We start from the raw sequence: 18,650 nt of genomic DNA, 5'->3' as shown, positions 1-18,650 counted from the left end.
AAAGGAGCGATTATAATGATGAAATCAGAAGGAATAATACAAAATGCAACAGAAGGAAAAAAGGCAGTGGAGCCACGGACAGATAAAGAAAAGGAACGTGTAATTAATCGTTTAAAACGTGTAGAAGGCCAAGTTCGTGGACTTCAAAATATGGTTGAAAATGATCGTTACTGTATGGATATTCTTATTCAATTATCTGCCGTGCAGTCAGCTTTAAAGAAAGTTGGCTTTTCTGTCATGGAACGACATGCAAAAACATGTATGACTCATTCTATTAAGGATGGAAATGAAGAAGAAGTTATTGATGAATTGTTAGCAGTTATTAATCAGTACTCTAAATAATATAAGAGAACAATCCTTCATAAAAAGTTTATAGAGAAAATGAAATAACTTTCTCTATAAGCTTTTTATTTATTTTAAATAAAATACTTGAATACCTTCTGGGGGTATGGTATATTGGCAGTAAGGAAATATAAAGTAATTATTTGATTTTAGAAGGGAGCGTTTACATGAAGGAGATTGCTCAACTAGTCCCCCATATGGATCAAAAGGAAAACTGTTGTAAAGACGGAGAGGTAATTATGTCAGATGATATTCAAAAGCAGCTGATGAATCGAATGAGTCGCATTGAAGGACAGGTAAAGGGAGTAAAACGAATGATTGACCGAAATGTATATTGTGATGATATATTAAATCAAATGGCTGCCGTACAATCGGCATTACATGCTGTTTCTCGATTACTATTGGAAAGTCATATTCATACTTGTGTCATTGAAAAATTGGAAAAAAAAGATCCAGAAGTTATATCTGAATTCATGACGACGATTTCTAAAATAATGAAATAAATTTTTCACTTGACAATACCTAACTAGGGTATGGTAATATATAAATGTAATCAGAAAGGAGGGATGATTCATGACAAACAAAACACTTAACGTACAAGGCATGTCTTGCGGGCATTGCGTCAGCTCCATTGAAGGCAGTGTTGGTGAATTAAACGGTGTTGAATCCGTCAAAGTTCATTTACAAGATGGAAAGGTCGATATCACTTTTGATGGAGATAAAGTGGACTTGAAAGACATCACAGAAGCGATTGAAGACCAAGGATATGATGTTGCATAAGGAATGTGCAGCAAAACATGCTTCATTTTTTTCGTTAAATAAAAAGGATAATCGTGCAAAACCTGCACGATTTCCTTTTCAATTATATTATACCCTGTCCTGGTATGAGGAAGGAGGAAAATAAAAAAATGGAAACACAAAAAGAAGTTAGTTTACAGATTCAAGGTATGACTTGTGCAGCATGCGCCACCAAGATTGAAAAAGGTTTAAATAAAATGGATGGTGTGGCAGAAGCCAATGTCAACTTTGCAATAGAGAAGACAAAAGTTACTTATAATCCATCTGTCACAAGTGTACAGGATTTTGAAGAGAAAATTGAAAAATTGGGTTACCATGTAGCACATGATAAACAAACCTTTGATATTTCCGGTATGACTTGTGCGGCATGTGCTACTAAAATTGAAAAGCGATTAAATAAAATGGAAGGTGTAGCAAGTGCCTCCGTGAATTTTGCATTAGAAAACGTGGCAGTGGATTATGATCAAGGTCAAGTGACGGTAAACGATATGATTGAAACGGTCAAAAAGCTTGGTTATAGCTTAAAAACACAAACTTCTAAAGAAGATACTGCCAATAGTAAGGATGAAGAAATTCGTCATCAGACAGGGAAATTTATTTTCTCAGCCATTTTAACTTTACCGTTATTGTGGACGATGGTGACACATTTTGAATTTACGTCCTTTATTTATTCGCCAGATATGTTAATGAACCCATGGGTACAGTTAGCTTTAGCAGCACCAGTACAATTTATTGTAGGGGCTCAGTTCTATAAATCTGCGTATAAAGCCTTGAAGAATGGCAGTGCCAACATGGACGTTCTTGTTGCATTAGGTACATCCGTTGCCTTCTTCTATAGTATTTTCTTGGGTTACGAGTGGCAAGTACAGGGGCAAGTCGGTATGCCAGAACTCTATTTTGAAGCTGCGGCAGTGATTATCACTTTGATCATTCTTGGAAAACTATTCGAAGTTCGCGCCAAAGGACGTACTGGTCAGGCTATTCAAAAATTACTTGGTATGCAGGCAAAAACAGCTAGGGTAATCAGAAATGGGGAGGAACAAGAGATTGCGATTGAAGAAGTTATCGTTGGTGATACCATCATGGTACGACCAGGTGAAAAGATTCCAGTTGATGGGCAAATTGTCAAAGGGGAATCCGCAGTCGATGAATCAATGATAACGGGTGAAAGTATTCCGGTTGATAAGAAAACAGGGGATGTAGCTATTGGGTCAACGATTAATAAAAATGGTCTGCTGACAATTGAAGCGACCAAAGTTGGTAAAGATACAGCTCTTTCTCAAATTGTTAAAGTGGTTGAAGAGGCACAAGGAAGTAAAGCTGATATTCAAAGGGTAGCTGACCGTGTATCGGGTATCTTTGTTCCCATTGTTGTGTTAATTGCTATTGCGGCGTCTCTAGTATGGTATTTTATCGTTGCACCTGGTGATCTCCGTTCCGCATTAGTTCCTGCTATCACTATACTTGTGATTGCTTGCCCATGTGCACTTGGTTTGGCAACTCCAACCTCTGTGATGGCTGGATCAGGAAGAGCAGCAGAACTCGGTGTTCTATTTAAAGGTGGAGAGTATTTGGAAAATACCCGTTCCCTAACGACGATTGTGTTAGATAAAACAGGAACTGTCACCAAAGGAGAACCAGAATTGACTGATGTTCTTCCGAATCAACATTTCACGGAAGAAGAAGTTCTTTATTACGTTGCCTCGGCTGAAAACAATTCAGAACATCCACTTGCAGAGGCGATTGTTAAAGGTGCAAAAGCAATGGGGGTTCAAGTAAAAGAATCAGATTCCTTTGAAGCAATCCCGGGATACGGTATTCAAGCTTCCATAAATGGAAAAATGATTTATGTTGGAACCAGAAAACTAATGAAACAGCAAAATATAACGGTTGATTCTGTGGAAAACCAAATGACAAAGTTAGAATCAGAAGGTAAGACAGCGATGTTAATTGGAATAGACAACCAATTAGCTGGTGTCATTGCGGTTGCTGATACAGTGAAAGAAACGTCTAAGGCTGCTATTCACCGTATGCATCAACTAGGTTTAGAGGTCATTATGCTTACAGGGGATAATGAACGGACTGCAGAAGCTATTGGAAAACAAGTTGGTATTGATCATGTGATTGCGGAAGTAGTGCCGGAACAAAAGGCAGAGCAAATTAAAATGCTACAAGATATGGATAAAAAAGTAGCGATGGTCGGTGATGGTGTCAATGACGCACCTGCCTTAGCTGTAGCCGATATCGGGATGGCAATTGGTACGGGAACAGATGTAGCGATTGAAGCAGCAGATATAACATTAATGCGTGGAGATTTGAACAGCGTGGCAGACAGTGTGGAAATCAGTGCAAAGACCATGCGTAATATCAAGCAAAATTTATTCTTTGCCTTCTTCTATAATTCGGCTTCCATTCCAGTTGCTGCAATTGGTCTATTAGCTCCTTGGGTTGCTGGAGCAGCAATGGCATTCAGTTCTGTATCTGTAGTGCTTAACGCTTTACGATTACAGCGATTAAAGCTAAAAGGAGGCCAATAATTATGTCCGTAAAAAAGTGGGTATCTCTAGGGATTGTCTATGTAGTCATTGTTTTTGCAGGATATAGTGTGATTACAGGAAACAATCCTTTGGCCAGTGGTGAAATGGAGCACGATGGACATAGTGACGAAGAGGCTGGGCATGAGGAGCATAATAATGATGAAGCTTCACAAGAAGATGGGACCGATCATGAAGACCATAATACAGAAAGTAATTCAGAGGAGGAAGAAGACATGGACCATAAACATGAGCACGAGCATGGACATGAAACGGATTCAGAAGTAAAAACGGATGTGTCCTATGATAATGAAGAACTTGTCATCTCATTGGAAGATGATACAGGAGCAGCACCAGAACTCGCTATCGAGCATGAAAAAGAAATGCATTTTATTCTGATCTCTAACGATTTGGAAGAGTATTATCATCTCCATCCTGAAAAAGAAGAGGAAGGAAGATTTCGAGTTAATCAAGCCTTAGAAGATGGAACGTATCAAGCATTTGTTGATATTGTGCCGGAAAACAAAGCTTATACACCTGCTCCAAACCTATTACAGGTTGGAACAGAAGAAACAGCCAAAGCACATTTACATGCGGATAATGAATGGACAAAAGAAGTAGATGGAAAAACAGTGACCTTAGAAGAAGTGGAAGCAATAGCTGGAGAAGAGGTTCCTTTGAATTTTGATATGCAAGGGGAACAACCGGAAACACACCTTGGTGCTTTAGGTCATGTGGTGATTGTAGATGAAGAGGTAGAAGAATATATCCATGTTCACCCTGCGTCAGATGATTCCACGACGTTTAATGCTCATTTCACAAATCCAGGGATGTATAAAGTCTGGGCAGAATTCAAATTTGATGGGGAAATTCATGTATATCCATTTATTTTAGAAGTAAAAGAGTAACTCATTTTAATATAAATCAAATGGAAGGAGTGAGATAAATGGCTAATTATCAATTAGAAATTTATACAAGACCAACTTGTTCTGATTGCCAAGACTTGAAAAAATTCTTGGAAAAACATCGGATACCACACAAACAATATGATTTAACCAAGCAGCCAGAAAAAGAAAAAGAGCTTAAAAGTCGAACAGGGGCTAGAGTGGTTCCCGGAATTGTCTTTTCTCAATCCTCCATTTTAGGTCTAAGAAAAACAAGAAAAAGTATGACAGGGTTTGAAATGAATAAAGAGGAGATTAAACGGCTCTTAGAAGTTGGATAAGGAGTGGTTTATCATATGACACCTTATTTTTAAGGAGGTGATATAAATGGCTAAACCAACGTGCTCTTGCTGCTCACCAAAAGAATCAGCAAAGACTGAGAATGCAAAAACAGATCAGCCAAAAAGTTCATCGAAGAAATAACGTATAAGGCAATCCTAGTATTGTAAGTTTCTCTTTCTGATATTAAATCGTCAGCTGAAACGGTTTAGAGGAAAGTTTAGGTTGATAGCCTAACATTCAGTGAAGGAAAATTTTACCCTTCACTGAATGTCCTTTTAAAATATATAAGTATTTTTTTAATGAAGAGGTGGATTATGTATAAAACAGTCATTTTAGGAACAGGTCCTGCTGGTTTAACATCTGCCATTTATTTAGCCAGAGCAAATATGGAACCATTAATCTTAGAAGGTCCAGAACCAGGTGGACAGTTAACATTGACAACAGCGGTCGAAAATTACCCGGGCTTTTCTGATCCAGTGATGGGACCAGAATTGATAGATACCATGCGGGCACAAGCGAAACGATTTGGAGCACAATTTAAAACGGCTTTAGTAAAAGAAGTAGATTTTTCAAGTCGTCCCTTTCGTTTAGAAGCAGATGGTCTCGGTGAAATTCAAGCGGAATCTGTGATTGTTTCTACTGGTGCCCGGGCGAAAATGTTGGAGATTCCAGGAGAGGCAGAAAACCTTGGTCGCGGAGTAAGTACCTGTGCAACATGCGATGGTTTCTTTTTCCGTGATAAAAAAGTGGTTGTTGTTGGCGGTGGAGATTCTGCTATGGAAGAAGCTTTATTTTTAACAAAGTTTGCGAAAGAAGTACAGGTTATTCATCGAAGGAACGAATTGCGAGCTTCTAAGATTATGCAAGATCGAGCAATGAATAACGAGAAAATATCTTGGATTTTTAACAGTATACCGATGGAAATTCTTTCTCAAAATAATCAGCTCACAGGAATTCGTGTTAAGAATAAAGAAACCCAGGAAGAACAACTTATTGAAACAGATGGTGTCTTTCTAGCGATTGGTCATATACCTAACACCGATTTTTTGAAAGAAGCCATCAATATTTACCCGAATGGATATGTTAAGGTTGAACCTGGTACGACAAATACGAATATACCAGGTGTGTTTGCAGCAGGTGATGTGCAAGATCAAAGATACAAGCAGGCTGTCACAGCAGCTGGAACAGGTTGCATGGCTGCCATGGATGTAGAGACATTTATAGAGACGAATCCTTTAAAGTAACTTTTTTAAACAAGGAAAAGGAAAGGAGGGATTTGTAATGGTCAAAGAATTGAGAGCTAATGAGTTTGACACATTGGTAAAAGCAGAAGAAAAACCTGTTGTGTTGAAATTTACCGCAGACTGGTGCCCAGGCTGTAAGCAGCTAGCTCCTATCGTTGAATCAGTTGCAGAAGAGTTGGAAGAAGAGATTGCATTCTATCATGTTGATGTAGATGAAGAGTTAGAGTTTGCCCAGCAATATCAGGTGATGAGTATTCCAACTTTAATTCTTTTCAAAAACGGGGAAGAGGCAGACAGAGTAACTGCACCGGAAGCAAGTGAGGAAGTCGTTCGAGACTTTTCATCACAATAATAGAGGTTAAAGTTAAGGTACTATCTTTCATGGTGAAGGAGATATCTCTATGCTAAAGGAATTGAAAACAGATGACTTTTGTACTTTAGTCAAAATGGAAGAAAAACCTGTTGTACTCAACTTTACGGCAGGATGGTGTCAAGGTTGTCAGCAGGTGACTCCCATTATTGAATCGGCAGCAGAAGAAATAAAAAATGTCATGTTTTATGATGTTGACGTAGATAAAGACCTAGAATTTGCTGTTCAGAGGTATAACGTGATAGGTATTCCAACTTTAATTCTTTTTAAAAATGGAATAGAAGTCGATCGGCTAACTACCTTAAAATTAAATGAAAAAACAATCAGAGATTTTTCTACACAATAATAGAAAATGAAATCAAATATCTTTCATAATGAAGGAGGAATTCCAAATGTTGAAAGATTTAAAAAATAACAATTGGGTGAGTATCATATCAAATATAGGAGGTGTGCAACATGGCTAATTCTAATAATCCTGAAGTACCTCGTGCAAATGCTCGACAATGGTGGGGGCTTGTCGTGTTAGTTTTACCTTCAACATTACTGTTCATGATGTTAACTATTTTGTTCTTAGCTGCCCCCAGTATGGCAGCTGACTTAGGGCCTTCCAGTACGCAATTGTTGTGGATTCTTGATATATACGGTTTTGTGATGGCAGGATTCTTAGTCGCAATGGGAGTTCTTGGAGATAGAGTAGGGAAACGATTATTAATGGTAATAGGTGCTATCTTGTTTGGAGTTGTTTCTATATTGGCAGCATTAACAAGTGATCCATCCATGATGATTGCTTGGCGTGCTGTTTTAGGTTTAGCAGCAGCAATGATGGTACCTGCTACACTTGGACTGATTTTCGTTCTGTTTCAAAATGCTGAACAACGCGGGGTTGCGATTGGTATTTGGGCAGGTGGAATTTCAGCCGGTGTAGCCCTTGGACCATTATTAAGCGGTCTGCTTTTAGAAGTATTTGGCTGGCAAGCGACATTTTTAGTAGCAGTACCAGTTATGTTAGTTGTTGCACTAGGTGCACCTATTCTAGTACCTGAACACCGTGATCAAAATAGTGGAAAGCTTGATTTATTCAGTGCTCTATTATTAGTTGCTACATTGCTAGCGATAATTTACAGCATTAAACAATTTGCAGCACAAGCTGCTGTAGGTCCAACAATTACTTTGTTAGTTGCAGGTATACTAGTGGGAATTTGGTTTGTAGTTCGACAACTACGAGCAAAACAACCTTTATTAGATGTTCGGTTGTTTAAAAATCGTACGGTTAGTGGTGCGCTTAGTGTATTCTTACTTTCGGCAGCAGCACTTGGTGGAGTATATTCTCTTTTCACTCAATACTTGCAGCAGGTACAAGGACTTTCGCCGATGACGGCAGGATTTGCTATTCTTCCAGCTGCCGCAGTATTGATTGTAGTCTCTACGCTTTCACCGATGATGGCACGCCGTTTTCGTCCAGGTAATGTTATTGCAATAGGTCTAGCAATTCAAGTGATTGGTTATATACTCTTTACACAACTTGACGCTGGTACGGGGCTTGCACTTGTTATTGCAAGTTTTGTGGTCACCTATCCTGGTGTAGCTCCATCGATGGCCTTAACTACCGATTTAGTAGTTAGCTCTGTTCCGCCAGAAAAAGCAGGAGGAGCTTCTGGTCTTGCGACAACAGCTAATGATTTAGGTATTTCGCTTGGGGTCGCAGTAATTGGAAGTATTGGAGTAGCAGCTTATCGCAGTGAAATTGTCGATACACTACCTCAAGATTTGCCTCCAAATGTTGCAGCAGCAGCTTCAGACAGTATTGATGGTGCTATTGTCTCAGCTTCTAATGTTTCGGAAACGCTTGGGGAGTCTTTGATTATGGCGGCTCAAAATGCGTTCACCAGTGGATTAAATACTGCCGCTATCGTTTCAGCTATAATTGCAGGAGTAGCAGCAATTATTTCCGCAACACGATTACGTCATATTCCACCTTCTGGTAAAGCACAGCAGAATGGAGAGGAATAATAAGCGGGTATATAAGTATCATTCATTCTTAAGAGTGATAAAAAAGCACAAAATGAAATAAGTTTTGTGTATATATTTTAATTAAATAAATACCTAACCTAGGTATAGTAGAAAAGAAGATTTAATTTAAATATCATTTGAAATAACACAATAAAGCAACCTGTATCTTCGTTATAAGAGAGGGTTGCTTTATTGCTCTCTACTAGATATTAGACGCTAATAACAAATTAATAATAGATATGGATTAAATAGTCAATACTTTATTACAGCCCGATAACTTATTTGTTATTCGGGTTTTTTCTTGTCTTTATAAGGATCTTCTCTCATTTTTGGCAAAATATGTACTACTATTTGTAGTAATGACAAAGGAAGAGGAGGAATTAATGCTATCACTGCTTTTACGAAAATGGAAGGAGCTGAAAATTATGAAGTTAACTTCCTATGAAGAGCATAAAAAGCATACTTTTGATAGTTATTGTAAGAAAACTTTAAAAAATGAAGTGATTAACATCCAAAGACAATTACAACGCCAGCGTGAAGTAGAGGTATCTTTTACAACTTTATCAAATTTTGAACCTCAAGAACTTGCAGTTATTGATGATTATGTCCTGGAAGGGTATTATTTTCAAGTTTTAGGATATGAAGTCATTTTAAAAAATGAAGAACTAATTCGTTCACTTTGTCACTTATCTGATAAAAAACGAGAAGTTATTCTTTTATCCTACTTCTTGAATATGACAGATAAGGAAGTCGGAAAAATATTGGGTCGTGCTCGAAGCACAGTACAATATCAAAGAAAGAAGGCACTAGAAGAATTAAAACAGAGATTGGAGGGGAATGATGATGGATCAAAATCAATTGATTTCTCTTAATTCAGTAAATGAATTGTTACCTTTCTCTATTATTGCAGAAGCTTCAAAGGGTGAGGTAGAAGCTATAAACGCAGTGCTTAAACATTATGAACCTTATATAAATAAACTATCGTTACGGTTAGTACAAGATGATTTTGGTGCTTCTCAAATGGTAGTAGATGATTATACACGTAGACGCTTAGAAACAAAATTAATTACAGCTATATTAAGATTTGAATTGACTTAGGGTTTTTATTCTTAAGCATTTTAATCCTCGTTCTTCCTAGTTGATATTTGATAAAGAAAGCTTTGAGAAAATTCAATGTTGTATTAGGAACAAATCAGAAATGTTTTAAATAAGAAAAGAGACAATTTGGAGGATTACAAGACAAATGATTATTATTAGCTAAAACTATCACCACTTTGTAAAGGTGATTAAAGGAAGTGGTGATAGTTTTGCAGCCCATGATGATTATAAGTTAATATTTAGCTTTTTCATTGTAACAAGTTTGCTAGGTTTATTGAGATCGTGGGCTCCTTTGCTGACTCTCTAAACATAAGTAAGATTTCATTTTTAGAATTAATTTGTTCTTCTAAACTATTTAGAAGATGATCATTTGTCATTAGTTGATTATACCTTTCTTTATTCACATTTATTGCTAAAAAGATTCCTTTTTTGTAGTTGTATCTATTAATGAATTGATCAATTTTCTTAATATCATTTAGCATATCTGTTGTAGAAAGTTTAGGATTAGCTTTGACTTCAATAATTAAGTCTTGATTTTCATATGTACCCGGTTCATGTATTAAAAAGTCAGGGTAATATACTCCGTCTGTACTATTTACTCCAAATAATTGTGTGATTTCATCACTTACTTGAGCCTTGCGAAGTTCAGCTTGTAAAATCACTTTTTCATTCAACCTATTTTCTTCCATAATTTTACGCAATTGATGATAAAGCTCATAACAGAAAACTCGCTCATTATGCATACTCAAATATGGCATTAGCTTTTCACGCTTTTTATCCTGAGATTTAATATTATGAACATTTAACATAGAATCAATCCAATTTTGGTTTCCAAAATACACTTCTTCCACATTATTGATTGCTCTGCGAAGAAATTTAATGTATTCATGAATGTTCAAGTTTTATTCCTCCAATCCTACCTATTCTTTCCTTTAAATACATAATATCATAAACACGTTATAGCCAATTAGTATTAAATTCTTAATCGTAACAGCTTAACAAATGTAGAACATTTACCAAACACATGCAAGTTCAATTTATGATTTCTTTTTTTGGTTTTTACTCGTTTTTGGCAAAATGGTTCTTTCTATTTGTAGTAATAGCAAAGGAAGGAGAGAAAGGAAAGTCAGCATTTCTTATTTAAAAAAATAGATGTGTGGCATATGGAACTTTCCTTTTTCTTTTAGCAGTCACTTAAAGTGGGAGAATGATTTTTAACGTTCTTTGATAAAGAAAGCATGATTAATCTCATGCATTATAAATTGGAAAATCAGATACGTTCTGCTGATGAAGAGCTACTTGATTCTTGCGCCATGACTTTCTGCTGAAACGAGCGATAAACAAAGAATCTAATGTAATCGTGGTGGATTACTGGCGATGACTCATTAGCAGTATAATGATACTCCCCTACCGTCATGGTTCGAGCGTTTGGAGCGTCGCAAGCTATGAGTAGGGCTGGAAGAAATACTTGCAGGGGTGAAATTCCCGTGGAGCTGTACCAACAGCCGTCTGATTTTTTATTTTGAAATTCTTTGAGGAGGTAGGTTTTTATGAAAAAGAATTTGATTAAATACAGTATGCAAATTTCTATGTTAAAACAATTACTGACTTATAAGTTAATTTCAGAGGAAGAATATAAAATGGCAAAAAGTAAATTAATGAAAGATTATCATATTATCTCTGATATTACAGGCTGACTTTTATTTTAAATCGCCGTAGAATATTGGTAATAAAATCCAAGGAGGGATTTGTAATGTCAGAGGTTGAAATTATAAAAGGAAACAATTCCCGTTTTAGCCATCGGCGAGGCAAAGCTATTGAACAGCGTCGAGTAGCTGCATATTGTCGGGTTAGTACAGATGATGAGGATCAATTAAGTAGTTATAAGTCACAAGTTACCTATTATAAGGATTTAATTAATAACAATCCGGAATGGGTATTTGCTGGTATTTATGCTGATGAAGCGATTACAGGAACACAAACGGTTAAGCGGGAAGATTTTCAAAGAATGATAAATGATTGTATGAATGGAGATATTGATATGGTTATTACCAAATCAATATCTCGTTTTGCAAGAAATACTTTAGACACGCTTAAATACGTTCGAATGTTTAAAGAAAAAGATATTGCAGTCTTCTTTGAAGATGAAAAAATTAATACGCTTACGATGGATGGAGAATTGTTACTTGTAGTATTGAGTTCGGTTGCTCAACAGGAAGTTGAAAATATCTCTGCTAATGTAAAAAAAGGCTTAAAAATGAAAATGAGCAGAGGGGAGCTGATAGGTTTTCAAGGTTGCATTGGTTATGATTATAACCCGGAAGATAAAACGCTTACTATAAATGAAAAAGAAGCAGAAATAGTACGATATATATTTGAAAGATATGTGCAGGGTGCAGGAGGAAAGATGATAGCAAAAGAGTTGGAAGCTTTAGGCCATAAAACAAAAAAAGGCAATACAAAATGGCAAGACGCAACTATACTTCGTATTATTAAGAATGAGAAATATAAAGGTGATCTTTTAATGGGGAAAACCTTTACAGTTGATCCTATTACAAAACGTAGATTAAGTAATTTTGGAGAAGAAGATCAATACTATATAAAAAATAACCATGAACCAATTGTCAGTGCTGAAATTTTTGAAAAAGCAGAAGAGATTAGAACACGCAGGAATCGGAACAAACTTAGAGTAGACAGAAATGGTGGCAAGAGGGAAAAGTATAGTCGTAAGTACGCTTTTAGCAGCTTGCTTGAATGTCCTTATTGTGGAAGCATATTGTCGAGACGAAGTTGGCATGGTGGCAGTTCATATCATAAAATAATATGGCATTGTATGACTAGTACAAAAAAAGGAAAACAATATTGCCCAGAGAGTAAAGGGATACAGGAAGAAATAATTGAAAAAGCATTTTTAGAAAGTTATCGTCTTATGTGTAATAATAATCAAGATGTCTTAGAAGAATTTTTGGAAAGAATGGAAGAGAGTTTAAGTGTAAATACAGCATATGAGAAGGTTTCTAAAATTGAGATAGAAATTGAAGCTTTAGAGAAAAAGAAAAATAAGTTGATTGATATGCATATAGAGGGTAGGCTAGATAAAGAAACATATGAAGATAAATATAATAAGACAATCAAAAAACTCGATGACAAGAAACGAAGAAAAGCCTATTTACAATCAAGTCTTGATGATGAAAAAGATATTAAAGAACGATTGTTAGAATTTAGAAAATTACTAGAAAAAGAAAATGGTCTAAATACTTTTGATCGATATGTTTTTGAAAGTATAATAGAGAAAGTAATAGTTGGTGGTGTGGATAATGAAGGAAATGACAATCCATATAAGTTAACATTTATTTACAAAATTGGAACAGTCGATTCATTAGATGGAAATAGTTTTAAACCTCCGAGAAAAAATAAAAAAAAGGAATCTTTTAATGAATTGTATTCCAATACTGAAAACGAGGAAAACGAATTGCGTTCCAATAGCAATTACCACACACGTGGAGGCTGTGACTTTACTTGAGCGTCGAATGTAACTATATAAGAATACTTAGCTTATCGCCAAGCCTGGCGGAAAACTCAGTTACACTTAAGCAGCAGGTAAGTTTTATACTTTTGCCAATGAAATAAATACGTTTTGAAGAAAGTGATATAAAAGCTTACTTCAAAGCGTATTTTTGTTTGCTTATATCAATAATTATCTCGAATTGTAGCTGCTATAAAAGGGAATGTAGAAGCAATAAGTACGGTACTCAACTACTATGAAACATACATCAATAAGCTTTCGCTACGCTTATTATATGATGAATTTGGTTTTCGCGTATGATTGCTGATGAGTATACACCTCGTATATTTGTCGAAGTGATAGGAAATGATTTAAAATTACTCACAAAATTTAGAGAATTAGCGAAATAAAGGAAGCATTTTTAACCAGATTATTTCGTAAGCGCTTAATTTATTATATAATAAAATGTAGACAATAAGATGGCGAGGGTTCTAAATGAATGGAATTATGAGATTTATGTACCAATTGGGTACGTGGCTATTTAACATTATGTATCTTCAAATGCTGTGGTATCTATTTACAGTGCTTGGTTTAGGGGTATTAGGTATTATTCCTGCTACATTGGCAACTGCAGGTGTAATCCATAAGTGGTTTAAAGATGGTACCAATATCCCTATTTTTGCTGAGTTTTGGGATACCTATAAAAAAGCATTTATAAAAGGTAATGGCTTGGGGTTGATCTTGGTAGTACTTGGTATGTTTTTTTATGCGGATTATGTTATCTCAAGAGATTTTATTCAATCTTTTTATTTTCATGCGTTTATTGTGGGAGTGATTGTGATTTATACGATTTTGGTATGTCATTTCTTCATTATATATAATCGATATGAGTTAACATTTTTCCGGTATTTTAAACAAGCTTTTTTGATTGCGTTAATACGGCCGTTTGAATCAGTGGCCATGTTAATCTCCTTGCTCCCTTTATACTATCTATATAATTTTTTGCCTGTTTTAATTATATTTATAGGAGTACCCTTAACACTTTACCCCATTCTTTGGTTTTCTTACCGGGCTTGTATAGCTGTAGAGAAGAGGAGTGTAGAGTTACAAGAGGATAATATCAAAGAAAACTAAGCAACAGGGTAATTGTGCAGGGGGGACCTCGTTGATAAAATCAAAGTTATTTAAACAATATATTATTTCTTATTTTATCGTTTTTTTAGTACCTTTCACCGTGATGTGTTCGATTGTTTATTTAAACTCTGTTTCTGATTTAAAAGAAGAGATAGAACAATCGAATATTGGCGGATTGGAACAAATTGCTACGATCACAGATGAAAGAATTAATGAGTTGGATATGCTTGCGAACAGAATGGCATATGATCCCAGGTTGACTCCCTATATGATCAGTCACGAATACTATAGTTCTGAAGCAATTAGTGAGTTAAGAAAATATAAAGCGAACAGTTCGATCATTGATGAGATTATGATTTATTACCACGGTTCTGGTCGAATTTTTTCTTCTAATGGTGCTCACTCTTTGGCTACTGCCTTTGATAATTATAATTGGGATGAAGAAGCTGTTTCAGAAGCAATGGAAGCCAGTGTACCTTTGACAACAAGAACAGAACAAGGCAATGGAGGAAGAGATGGTTTTCAGTATATCAATTATTTTGTGCCCCTGTCTTCAGACAGTAATAATAGCTATGGTACAGTTATCTACTTAATTCGAGAGAGAACTTTGGATAACCTGATAGATAATACGTTAAATGAAACACAAGGGAACGGTTTTATTATATCTGAGCAAAATCAAGTTATTGGTTCGTCGATAGTGGATGAAAATATTGATATCAGCAGTCTTGAATTGGATGAAGCCGTTAATGGTGAAGTGACCAGTATAGAACAAGGTGGAGAGAATTACTCCGTTGCCATGGTGGAATCAGAAATGACAGGCTGGAAATTTGTTATCATGATGAAAACTTCTCAGTTTTTTGAACGTTTAGAGAGCACCATTTTGGTTATGGCTTTGTTGTGTATCAGTCTATTTATAGTAGGGAGCTTGCTTGTCTTATGGCTGGCGAAAAAGCAGTATCAGCCAATCCGTTCTTTATTTAATTCTATTAACCAAAATAGAAAACTAGAAGTTAAAGGCATAAATGAACTAGAAACAATTAAACGAACGGTAACCTCTGTGTTTGAAGATCATGAGAAGTTAAGTGAGACGATGTATAAGCATCAATCCTTTGTGAAAGATCAATTCCTTATCAAAATTATCAAAGGTGATTTCAATAGTGAAGAGGAAATTGACAGCTATAATGAAACCCTATACCTTGATATTAATGGGGATTATTATTGCTCAATGATTATTTCACTTGATAAGCAAAAATTGCTTACAAATAGAATTATTGAACGTGAAACACTTTATAAATTATTTACCGATGTTTCCCTGGAGTATGTTACGGCATATGGTATTGACTTATTAAATATGGATGCAATTGCACTTGTGGTGAAATTTAATGGAAATAAATCAACCGCACAACAGAAACGGAAAGACTTCGTCAATCAAATAAAAGAAGATATAAGTAATATTTTTGAGATTAAACCAACGATTGGTATTGGTAAAATTTACGATAATAAGACAATGTTCAACCGTTCTTATATTGAAGCATTAGTAGCATTAGAGCATAAATACTTCTATAGTCAAGGCAGTAGCATCTATTTTGAAGATATAAAAGAAAGAGAATTTGATATAGGTTATCCTCGTGAAGATCTATTGAAGGTTGTTCAGAGTATTAAACAAGGGGATAAAGAAGTTGCTTACGAAACTCTTTCGACTATATTCAGTCAGTTACAATCTAATGAGCAATCTGTCTCTTTCTTACGGGCGATTTGTTTTGATGTCATTAATACGATTATTAAAACCATTACCGAAATAGGCGTCACTCCATCACAGCAAACCTATGAACAGATCTTTGATTTTGGCTCTCAAGAACAACTGCATGAACAGTTAAATGATTTAGTTTCCCTTGCATGTAAAGAAGTTAATAAGAATAAGAAAAGTCATAATGAACAGCTGAAGAACAATATAATTGATTATTTAAACAAAAATTATATGCTGCATGATCTATCCTTAGAGAAAATAGCGGTTAAATTCCGTTTGTCAGCTTCTTATGTCAGTCGATTCATTAAGGAACAGACAGGCTATACCTTCAAGCAGTATGTACAGTATTTACGTATGAAAGAAGTAAAGAAACAACTTACAACCACAGATAAGCCGATTAAAGCGATTGTATTAGATGTTGGTTATAAAGATGTTGCCAACTTCACCCGTAAATTTAAAAATGAAGTGGGTATGACACCAGGTAAGTACAGACAAGTTTATACGGAATAAGAGGAAAGCTGCTAAAGCACAAGACTTTAGCAGCTTATTTATTTTAGCATAGGAATTTATAGAATTATTGCCTTGTGGATAACTATTTATATAAAATCAGCCGTGTCCAGCTCCGAGCGCCAAACTTTAGAGATTTCAAGGCGCGCGCCCTACGATAACTTGGTGATTGGCAAGCCGATAGGCGCAGACAGAACCATAGTCGCACTTATGCCCTTGGGTGAAAGTCAACATCGGTTCGTCACCTCACCGTGTCTCCTTTATCTCAAAAGTAAAGGAAGTTAACCCTCGAAGACCAGGGGCGCAATTTCTACGTTTTTAAGCAGGCGCTCTACGCTTTTGTTCATGAGATCAGAAAGTAAAAAAAGGTTAGGTGTGACTCGCTCTAGAAATATACTGCACTTTTCGCGGGTTTGCGCTCAGCTCACCCTCGCAAAAGAAGAGAATTTTTTTCTGTGGGGGCTGCGCACTGCATTTTACAATGCGCAGGACGAGCAAATTCAGGTGTGGAGGTTGACAAGTGACGTCACGTTTTTAACTTGTAAGGCACTTGTCATTTTTTATACTGAAGTCTTGCCTATTTCTTCTGCTAGCTATGAATCAGTGTATGTTCTACTCCAATAAATTAACGAAAAGATAGGATGGATGAGCATGCTAGGAAATAAGAATATACAGAGGCAGCAAAAGTTCTATCAGACACTACTTAGTATCAAACTATATGGGAGGAGTGTTTGACATAACCATACAAAGAGTAAAGAATAGGGTAGAGTTGATGGTAGCTTGTCAAAGTTGCTGAGGTTATTCATCCTATAAATTGCCTTGGAAAACAAAGTTATGTCAAGTTCTACATATATTATGAGTTTTACATATAAAATACACCAAAAACAGCTATTAATTAAGGATTACCCATTGTTAACTGTTATTTTTCTGACAATTCATTGTCAGAAATACATATTGAAAGCGCTTTATATATGGTTGTATAGTGAAAGCAGTTACAATACTGGCAGGAAAGAATTCAGTTATAAAAATGAGCAGGTTATAGCAAAATGTTTTGACTTGCAAAGATAATAATAAAAACCACATATTGATAACTCTTACCGTAAAGGTTTGTGATGAAAACAGTTACACGAAAAGCAACAACTGTAAAACAAAGGAGGAAAGTAAATATGGCTTCAGAATCAGCAGTGGCTAATAAAGAAAAGAACAAACCTATTAATAATGCTAGAAAGACAAATTCATTTAAGAAGATTATACAAAATTGGCAGTTATACATTTTTATATTACCAGCAGTTTTGTATTTTATCATCTTCCATTATGTACCGATGTATGGAATTCAAATTGCATTTAAGGATTACGTACCATCACTTGGCTTCCTAGGTAGCGATTGGGTAGGTTTAAAACACTTTGAAAGGTTCTTTGATTCTTATTATTTCTGGGACCTATTAAAAAATACTTTAGGAATCAGTGTGTATGAATTAATTGTAGGTTTTCCACTACCAATTATACTAGCTTTATTATTAAATGAAGTAAAAGATGGATTTTATAAAAGGACAGTGCAAACGGTCACTTATGCGCCACATTTTATCTCTGTCGTAGTAATTTCAGGTATGATTATTGCTTTCTTATCACCGGCAACCGGTATTATTAATCACTTTATTTCATTCTTAGGCTTTGAGCCAATTAATTTTATGAGTGATCCAAGTTGGTTTAAGACGGTTTATGTATTCTCGGGAGTATGGCAAAGTGCCGGTTGGGGTACCATTATATACTTAGCTGCTCTATCTGGTGTAGATCCTCAGCAGCACGAGGCTGCAATTGTCGATGGGGCATCAAGATTTCAAAGAATTATACACATCAATATTCCAGCACTAGTTCCTACAATGGTTATCCTTTTAATCATGAACTTAGGGAATATCATGGCACTTGGTTTTGAAAAGATCTTACTTTTACAAAACCCATTGAACTTAGAATCATCAAACGTAATTGCAACATTTGTTTATCAGGCAGGTTTATTAGACGCTCAATATAGCTTCGCAGCGGCAGTTGGTCTATTTAATTCTGTTATAAACGCGATATTGCTGATCGTTGTTAACCAAATTGCTAGAAAAACAAGTGAAACTAGTCTGTGGTAAGGG

At 35.7% G+C, this 18,650-nt stretch carries 19 protein-coding genes; 18 read left to right on the top strand and 1 reads right to left on the bottom strand.

Annotated elements, in window-relative coordinates:
- Positions 1-15: 15 nt before the first annotated feature.
- From ACZSMY_RS08235 to ACZSMY_RS08180, 12 genes are all read left to right on the top strand, one after another.
- Positions 16-342, top strand: a complete 327-nt coding sequence (locus ACZSMY_RS08235) for a metal-sensitive transcriptional regulator (RefSeq protein WP_374705724.1) — start codon at positions 16-18, stop codon at positions 340-342.
- A gap of 167 nt (positions 343-509) precedes the next feature.
- Positions 510-845, top strand: a complete 336-nt coding sequence (locus ACZSMY_RS08230; protein WP_052485021.1) for a metal-sensing transcriptional repressor — start codon at positions 510-512, stop codon at positions 843-845.
- A 70-nt stretch (positions 846-915) separates the two neighbouring features.
- On the top strand, positions 916-1,122 hold the full coding sequence (copZ, locus tag ACZSMY_RS08225; RefSeq protein ID WP_042533165.1) for a copper chaperone CopZ: 207 nt from the start codon (positions 916-918) through the stop codon (positions 1,120-1,122).
- A 128-nt stretch (positions 1,123-1,250) separates the two neighbouring features.
- On the top strand, positions 1,251-3,677 hold the full coding sequence (locus ACZSMY_RS08220; protein WP_042533167.1) for a heavy metal translocating P-type ATPase: 2,427 nt from the start codon (positions 1,251-1,253) through the stop codon (positions 3,675-3,677).
- Between the two features lie 2 nt (positions 3,678-3,679).
- The gene (locus ACZSMY_RS08215; protein ID WP_244882382.1) at positions 3,680-4,582 is read left to right on the top strand and encodes a hypothetical protein; all 903 of its coding nucleotides are present in this window, start codon (positions 3,680-3,682) and stop codon (positions 4,580-4,582) included.
- A gap of 38 nt (positions 4,583-4,620) precedes the next feature.
- Entirely contained in the window at positions 4,621-4,899 is a 279-nt protein-coding gene (locus ACZSMY_RS08210; protein WP_042533169.1) for a glutaredoxin family protein, read from the top strand.
- Positions 4,900-5,214: 315 nt separating this feature from the next.
- Positions 5,215-6,144 (top strand): thioredoxin-disulfide reductase, encoded by a 930-nt coding sequence (gene trxB / locus ACZSMY_RS08205; protein ID WP_042533171.1) that lies wholly within the window; start codon positions 5,215-5,217, stop codon positions 6,142-6,144.
- Positions 6,145-6,181: 37 nt separating this feature from the next.
- Complete coding sequence (locus tag ACZSMY_RS08200; protein ID WP_042533173.1) at positions 6,182-6,496, top strand: thioredoxin family protein; 315 nt, start codon at positions 6,182-6,184, stop codon at positions 6,494-6,496.
- A gap of 49 nt (positions 6,497-6,545) precedes the next feature.
- Positions 6,546-6,860 (top strand): thioredoxin family protein, encoded by a 315-nt coding sequence (locus ACZSMY_RS08195; protein WP_042533175.1) that lies wholly within the window; start codon positions 6,546-6,548, stop codon positions 6,858-6,860.
- A 110-nt stretch (positions 6,861-6,970) separates the two neighbouring features.
- A complete protein-coding gene (locus tag ACZSMY_RS08190) occupies positions 6,971-8,524 on the top strand; it encodes an MFS transporter (protein ID WP_042533177.1) in 1,554 nt (517 codons plus the stop codon).
- Between the two features lie 359 nt (positions 8,525-8,883).
- On the top strand, positions 8,884-9,396 hold the full coding sequence (locus tag ACZSMY_RS08185) for an RNA polymerase sigma factor (protein WP_379591192.1): 513 nt from the start codon (positions 8,884-8,886) through the stop codon (positions 9,394-9,396).
- Entirely contained in the window at positions 9,368-9,622 is a 255-nt protein-coding gene (locus ACZSMY_RS08180) for a helix-turn-helix domain-containing protein (RefSeq protein WP_042533179.1), read from the top strand. Before ACZSMY_RS08185 ends, ACZSMY_RS08180 begins: the two co-directional genes overlap by 29 nt.
- 248 nt (positions 9,623-9,870) lie before the next feature.
- Here the strand turns inward: ACZSMY_RS08180 and ACZSMY_RS08175 are convergent, their stop codons facing one another.
- On the bottom strand, positions 9,871-10,521 hold the full coding sequence (locus ACZSMY_RS08175) for a hypothetical protein (RefSeq protein WP_042533181.1): 651 nt from the start codon (positions 10,519-10,521) through the stop codon (positions 9,871-9,873).
- A gap of 651 nt (positions 10,522-11,172) precedes the next feature.
- Here ACZSMY_RS08175 and ACZSMY_RS08170 point away from each other — a divergent pair.
- From ACZSMY_RS08170 to ACZSMY_RS08145, 6 genes are all read left to right on the top strand, one after another.
- Positions 11,173-11,319, top strand: coding sequence for an SHOCT domain-containing protein (locus ACZSMY_RS08170; RefSeq protein WP_042533183.1), 147 nt, complete (start codon positions 11,173-11,175; stop codon positions 11,317-11,319).
- A 56-nt stretch (positions 11,320-11,375) separates the two neighbouring features.
- Positions 11,376-13,145, top strand: coding sequence for a recombinase family protein (locus tag ACZSMY_RS08165; protein ID WP_465147656.1), 1,770 nt, complete (start codon positions 11,376-11,378; stop codon positions 13,143-13,145).
- A gap of 183 nt (positions 13,146-13,328) precedes the next feature.
- On the top strand, positions 13,329-13,448 hold the full coding sequence (locus ACZSMY_RS08160) for a helix-turn-helix domain-containing protein (protein ID WP_465147765.1): 120 nt from the start codon (positions 13,329-13,331) through the stop codon (positions 13,446-13,448).
- Between the two features lie 174 nt (positions 13,449-13,622).
- Positions 13,623-14,261, top strand: coding sequence for a YesL family protein (locus tag ACZSMY_RS08155; protein WP_193063859.1), 639 nt, complete (start codon positions 13,623-13,625; stop codon positions 14,259-14,261).
- Positions 14,262-14,292: 31 nt separating this feature from the next.
- Positions 14,293-16,518, top strand: coding sequence for a helix-turn-helix domain-containing protein (locus tag ACZSMY_RS08150; RefSeq protein ID WP_193063858.1), 2,226 nt, complete (start codon positions 14,293-14,295; stop codon positions 16,516-16,518).
- Positions 16,519-17,681: 1,163 nt separating this feature from the next.
- On the top strand, positions 17,682-18,647 hold the full coding sequence (locus tag ACZSMY_RS08145; protein ID WP_193063857.1) for an ABC transporter permease: 966 nt from the start codon (positions 17,682-17,684) through the stop codon (positions 18,645-18,647).
- Positions 18,648-18,650 lie beyond the last annotated feature (3 nt).

Source organism: Oceanobacillus sp. B139/18 (genome assembly GCF_055524595.1).
Note: the sequence above shows the minus strand (reverse complement) of the source record. Positions and strands in the feature narration are given on the sequence as shown.

Coding starts and splice junctions, on each gene's coding strand:
- ACZSMY_RS08195 (WP_042533175.1), top strand. CDS start 6,546: ATGCTAAAGGAATTGAAAACAGATGACTTTTGTACTTTAGTCAAAATG.
- ACZSMY_RS08215 (WP_244882382.1), top strand. CDS start 3,680: ATGTCCGTAAAAAAGTGGGTATCTCTAGGGATTGTCTATGTAGTCATT.
- copZ (WP_042533165.1), top strand. CDS start 916: ATGACAAACAAAACACTTAACGTACAAGGCATGTCTTGCGGGCATTGC.
- ACZSMY_RS08230 (WP_052485021.1), top strand. CDS start 510: ATGAAGGAGATTGCTCAACTAGTCCCCCATATGGATCAAAAGGAAAAC.
- ACZSMY_RS08210 (WP_042533169.1), top strand. CDS start 4,621: ATGGCTAATTATCAATTAGAAATTTATACAAGACCAACTTGTTCTGAT.
- ACZSMY_RS08165 (WP_465147656.1), top strand. CDS start 11,376: ATGTCAGAGGTTGAAATTATAAAAGGAAACAATTCCCGTTTTAGCCAT.
- ACZSMY_RS08180 (WP_042533179.1), top strand. CDS start 9,368: ATGGATCAAAATCAATTGATTTCTCTTAATTCAGTAAATGAATTGTTA.
- ACZSMY_RS08200 (WP_042533173.1), top strand. CDS start 6,182: ATGGTCAAAGAATTGAGAGCTAATGAGTTTGACACATTGGTAAAAGCA.
- ACZSMY_RS08235 (WP_374705724.1), top strand. CDS start 16: ATGATGAAATCAGAAGGAATAATACAAAATGCAACAGAAGGAAAAAAG.
- ACZSMY_RS08155 (WP_193063859.1), top strand. CDS start 13,623: ATGAATGGAATTATGAGATTTATGTACCAATTGGGTACGTGGCTATTT.
- trxB (WP_042533171.1), top strand. CDS start 5,215: ATGTATAAAACAGTCATTTTAGGAACAGGTCCTGCTGGTTTAACATCT.
- ACZSMY_RS08190 (WP_042533177.1), top strand. CDS start 6,971: ATGGCTAATTCTAATAATCCTGAAGTACCTCGTGCAAATGCTCGACAA.
- ACZSMY_RS08170 (WP_042533183.1), top strand. CDS start 11,173: ATGAAAAAGAATTTGATTAAATACAGTATGCAAATTTCTATGTTAAAA.
- ACZSMY_RS08185 (WP_379591192.1), top strand. CDS start 8,884: ATGACAAAGGAAGAGGAGGAATTAATGCTATCACTGCTTTTACGAAAA.
- ACZSMY_RS08220 (WP_042533167.1), top strand. CDS start 1,251: ATGGAAACACAAAAAGAAGTTAGTTTACAGATTCAAGGTATGACTTGT.
- ACZSMY_RS08145 (WP_193063857.1), top strand. CDS start 17,682: ATGGCTTCAGAATCAGCAGTGGCTAATAAAGAAAAGAACAAACCTATT.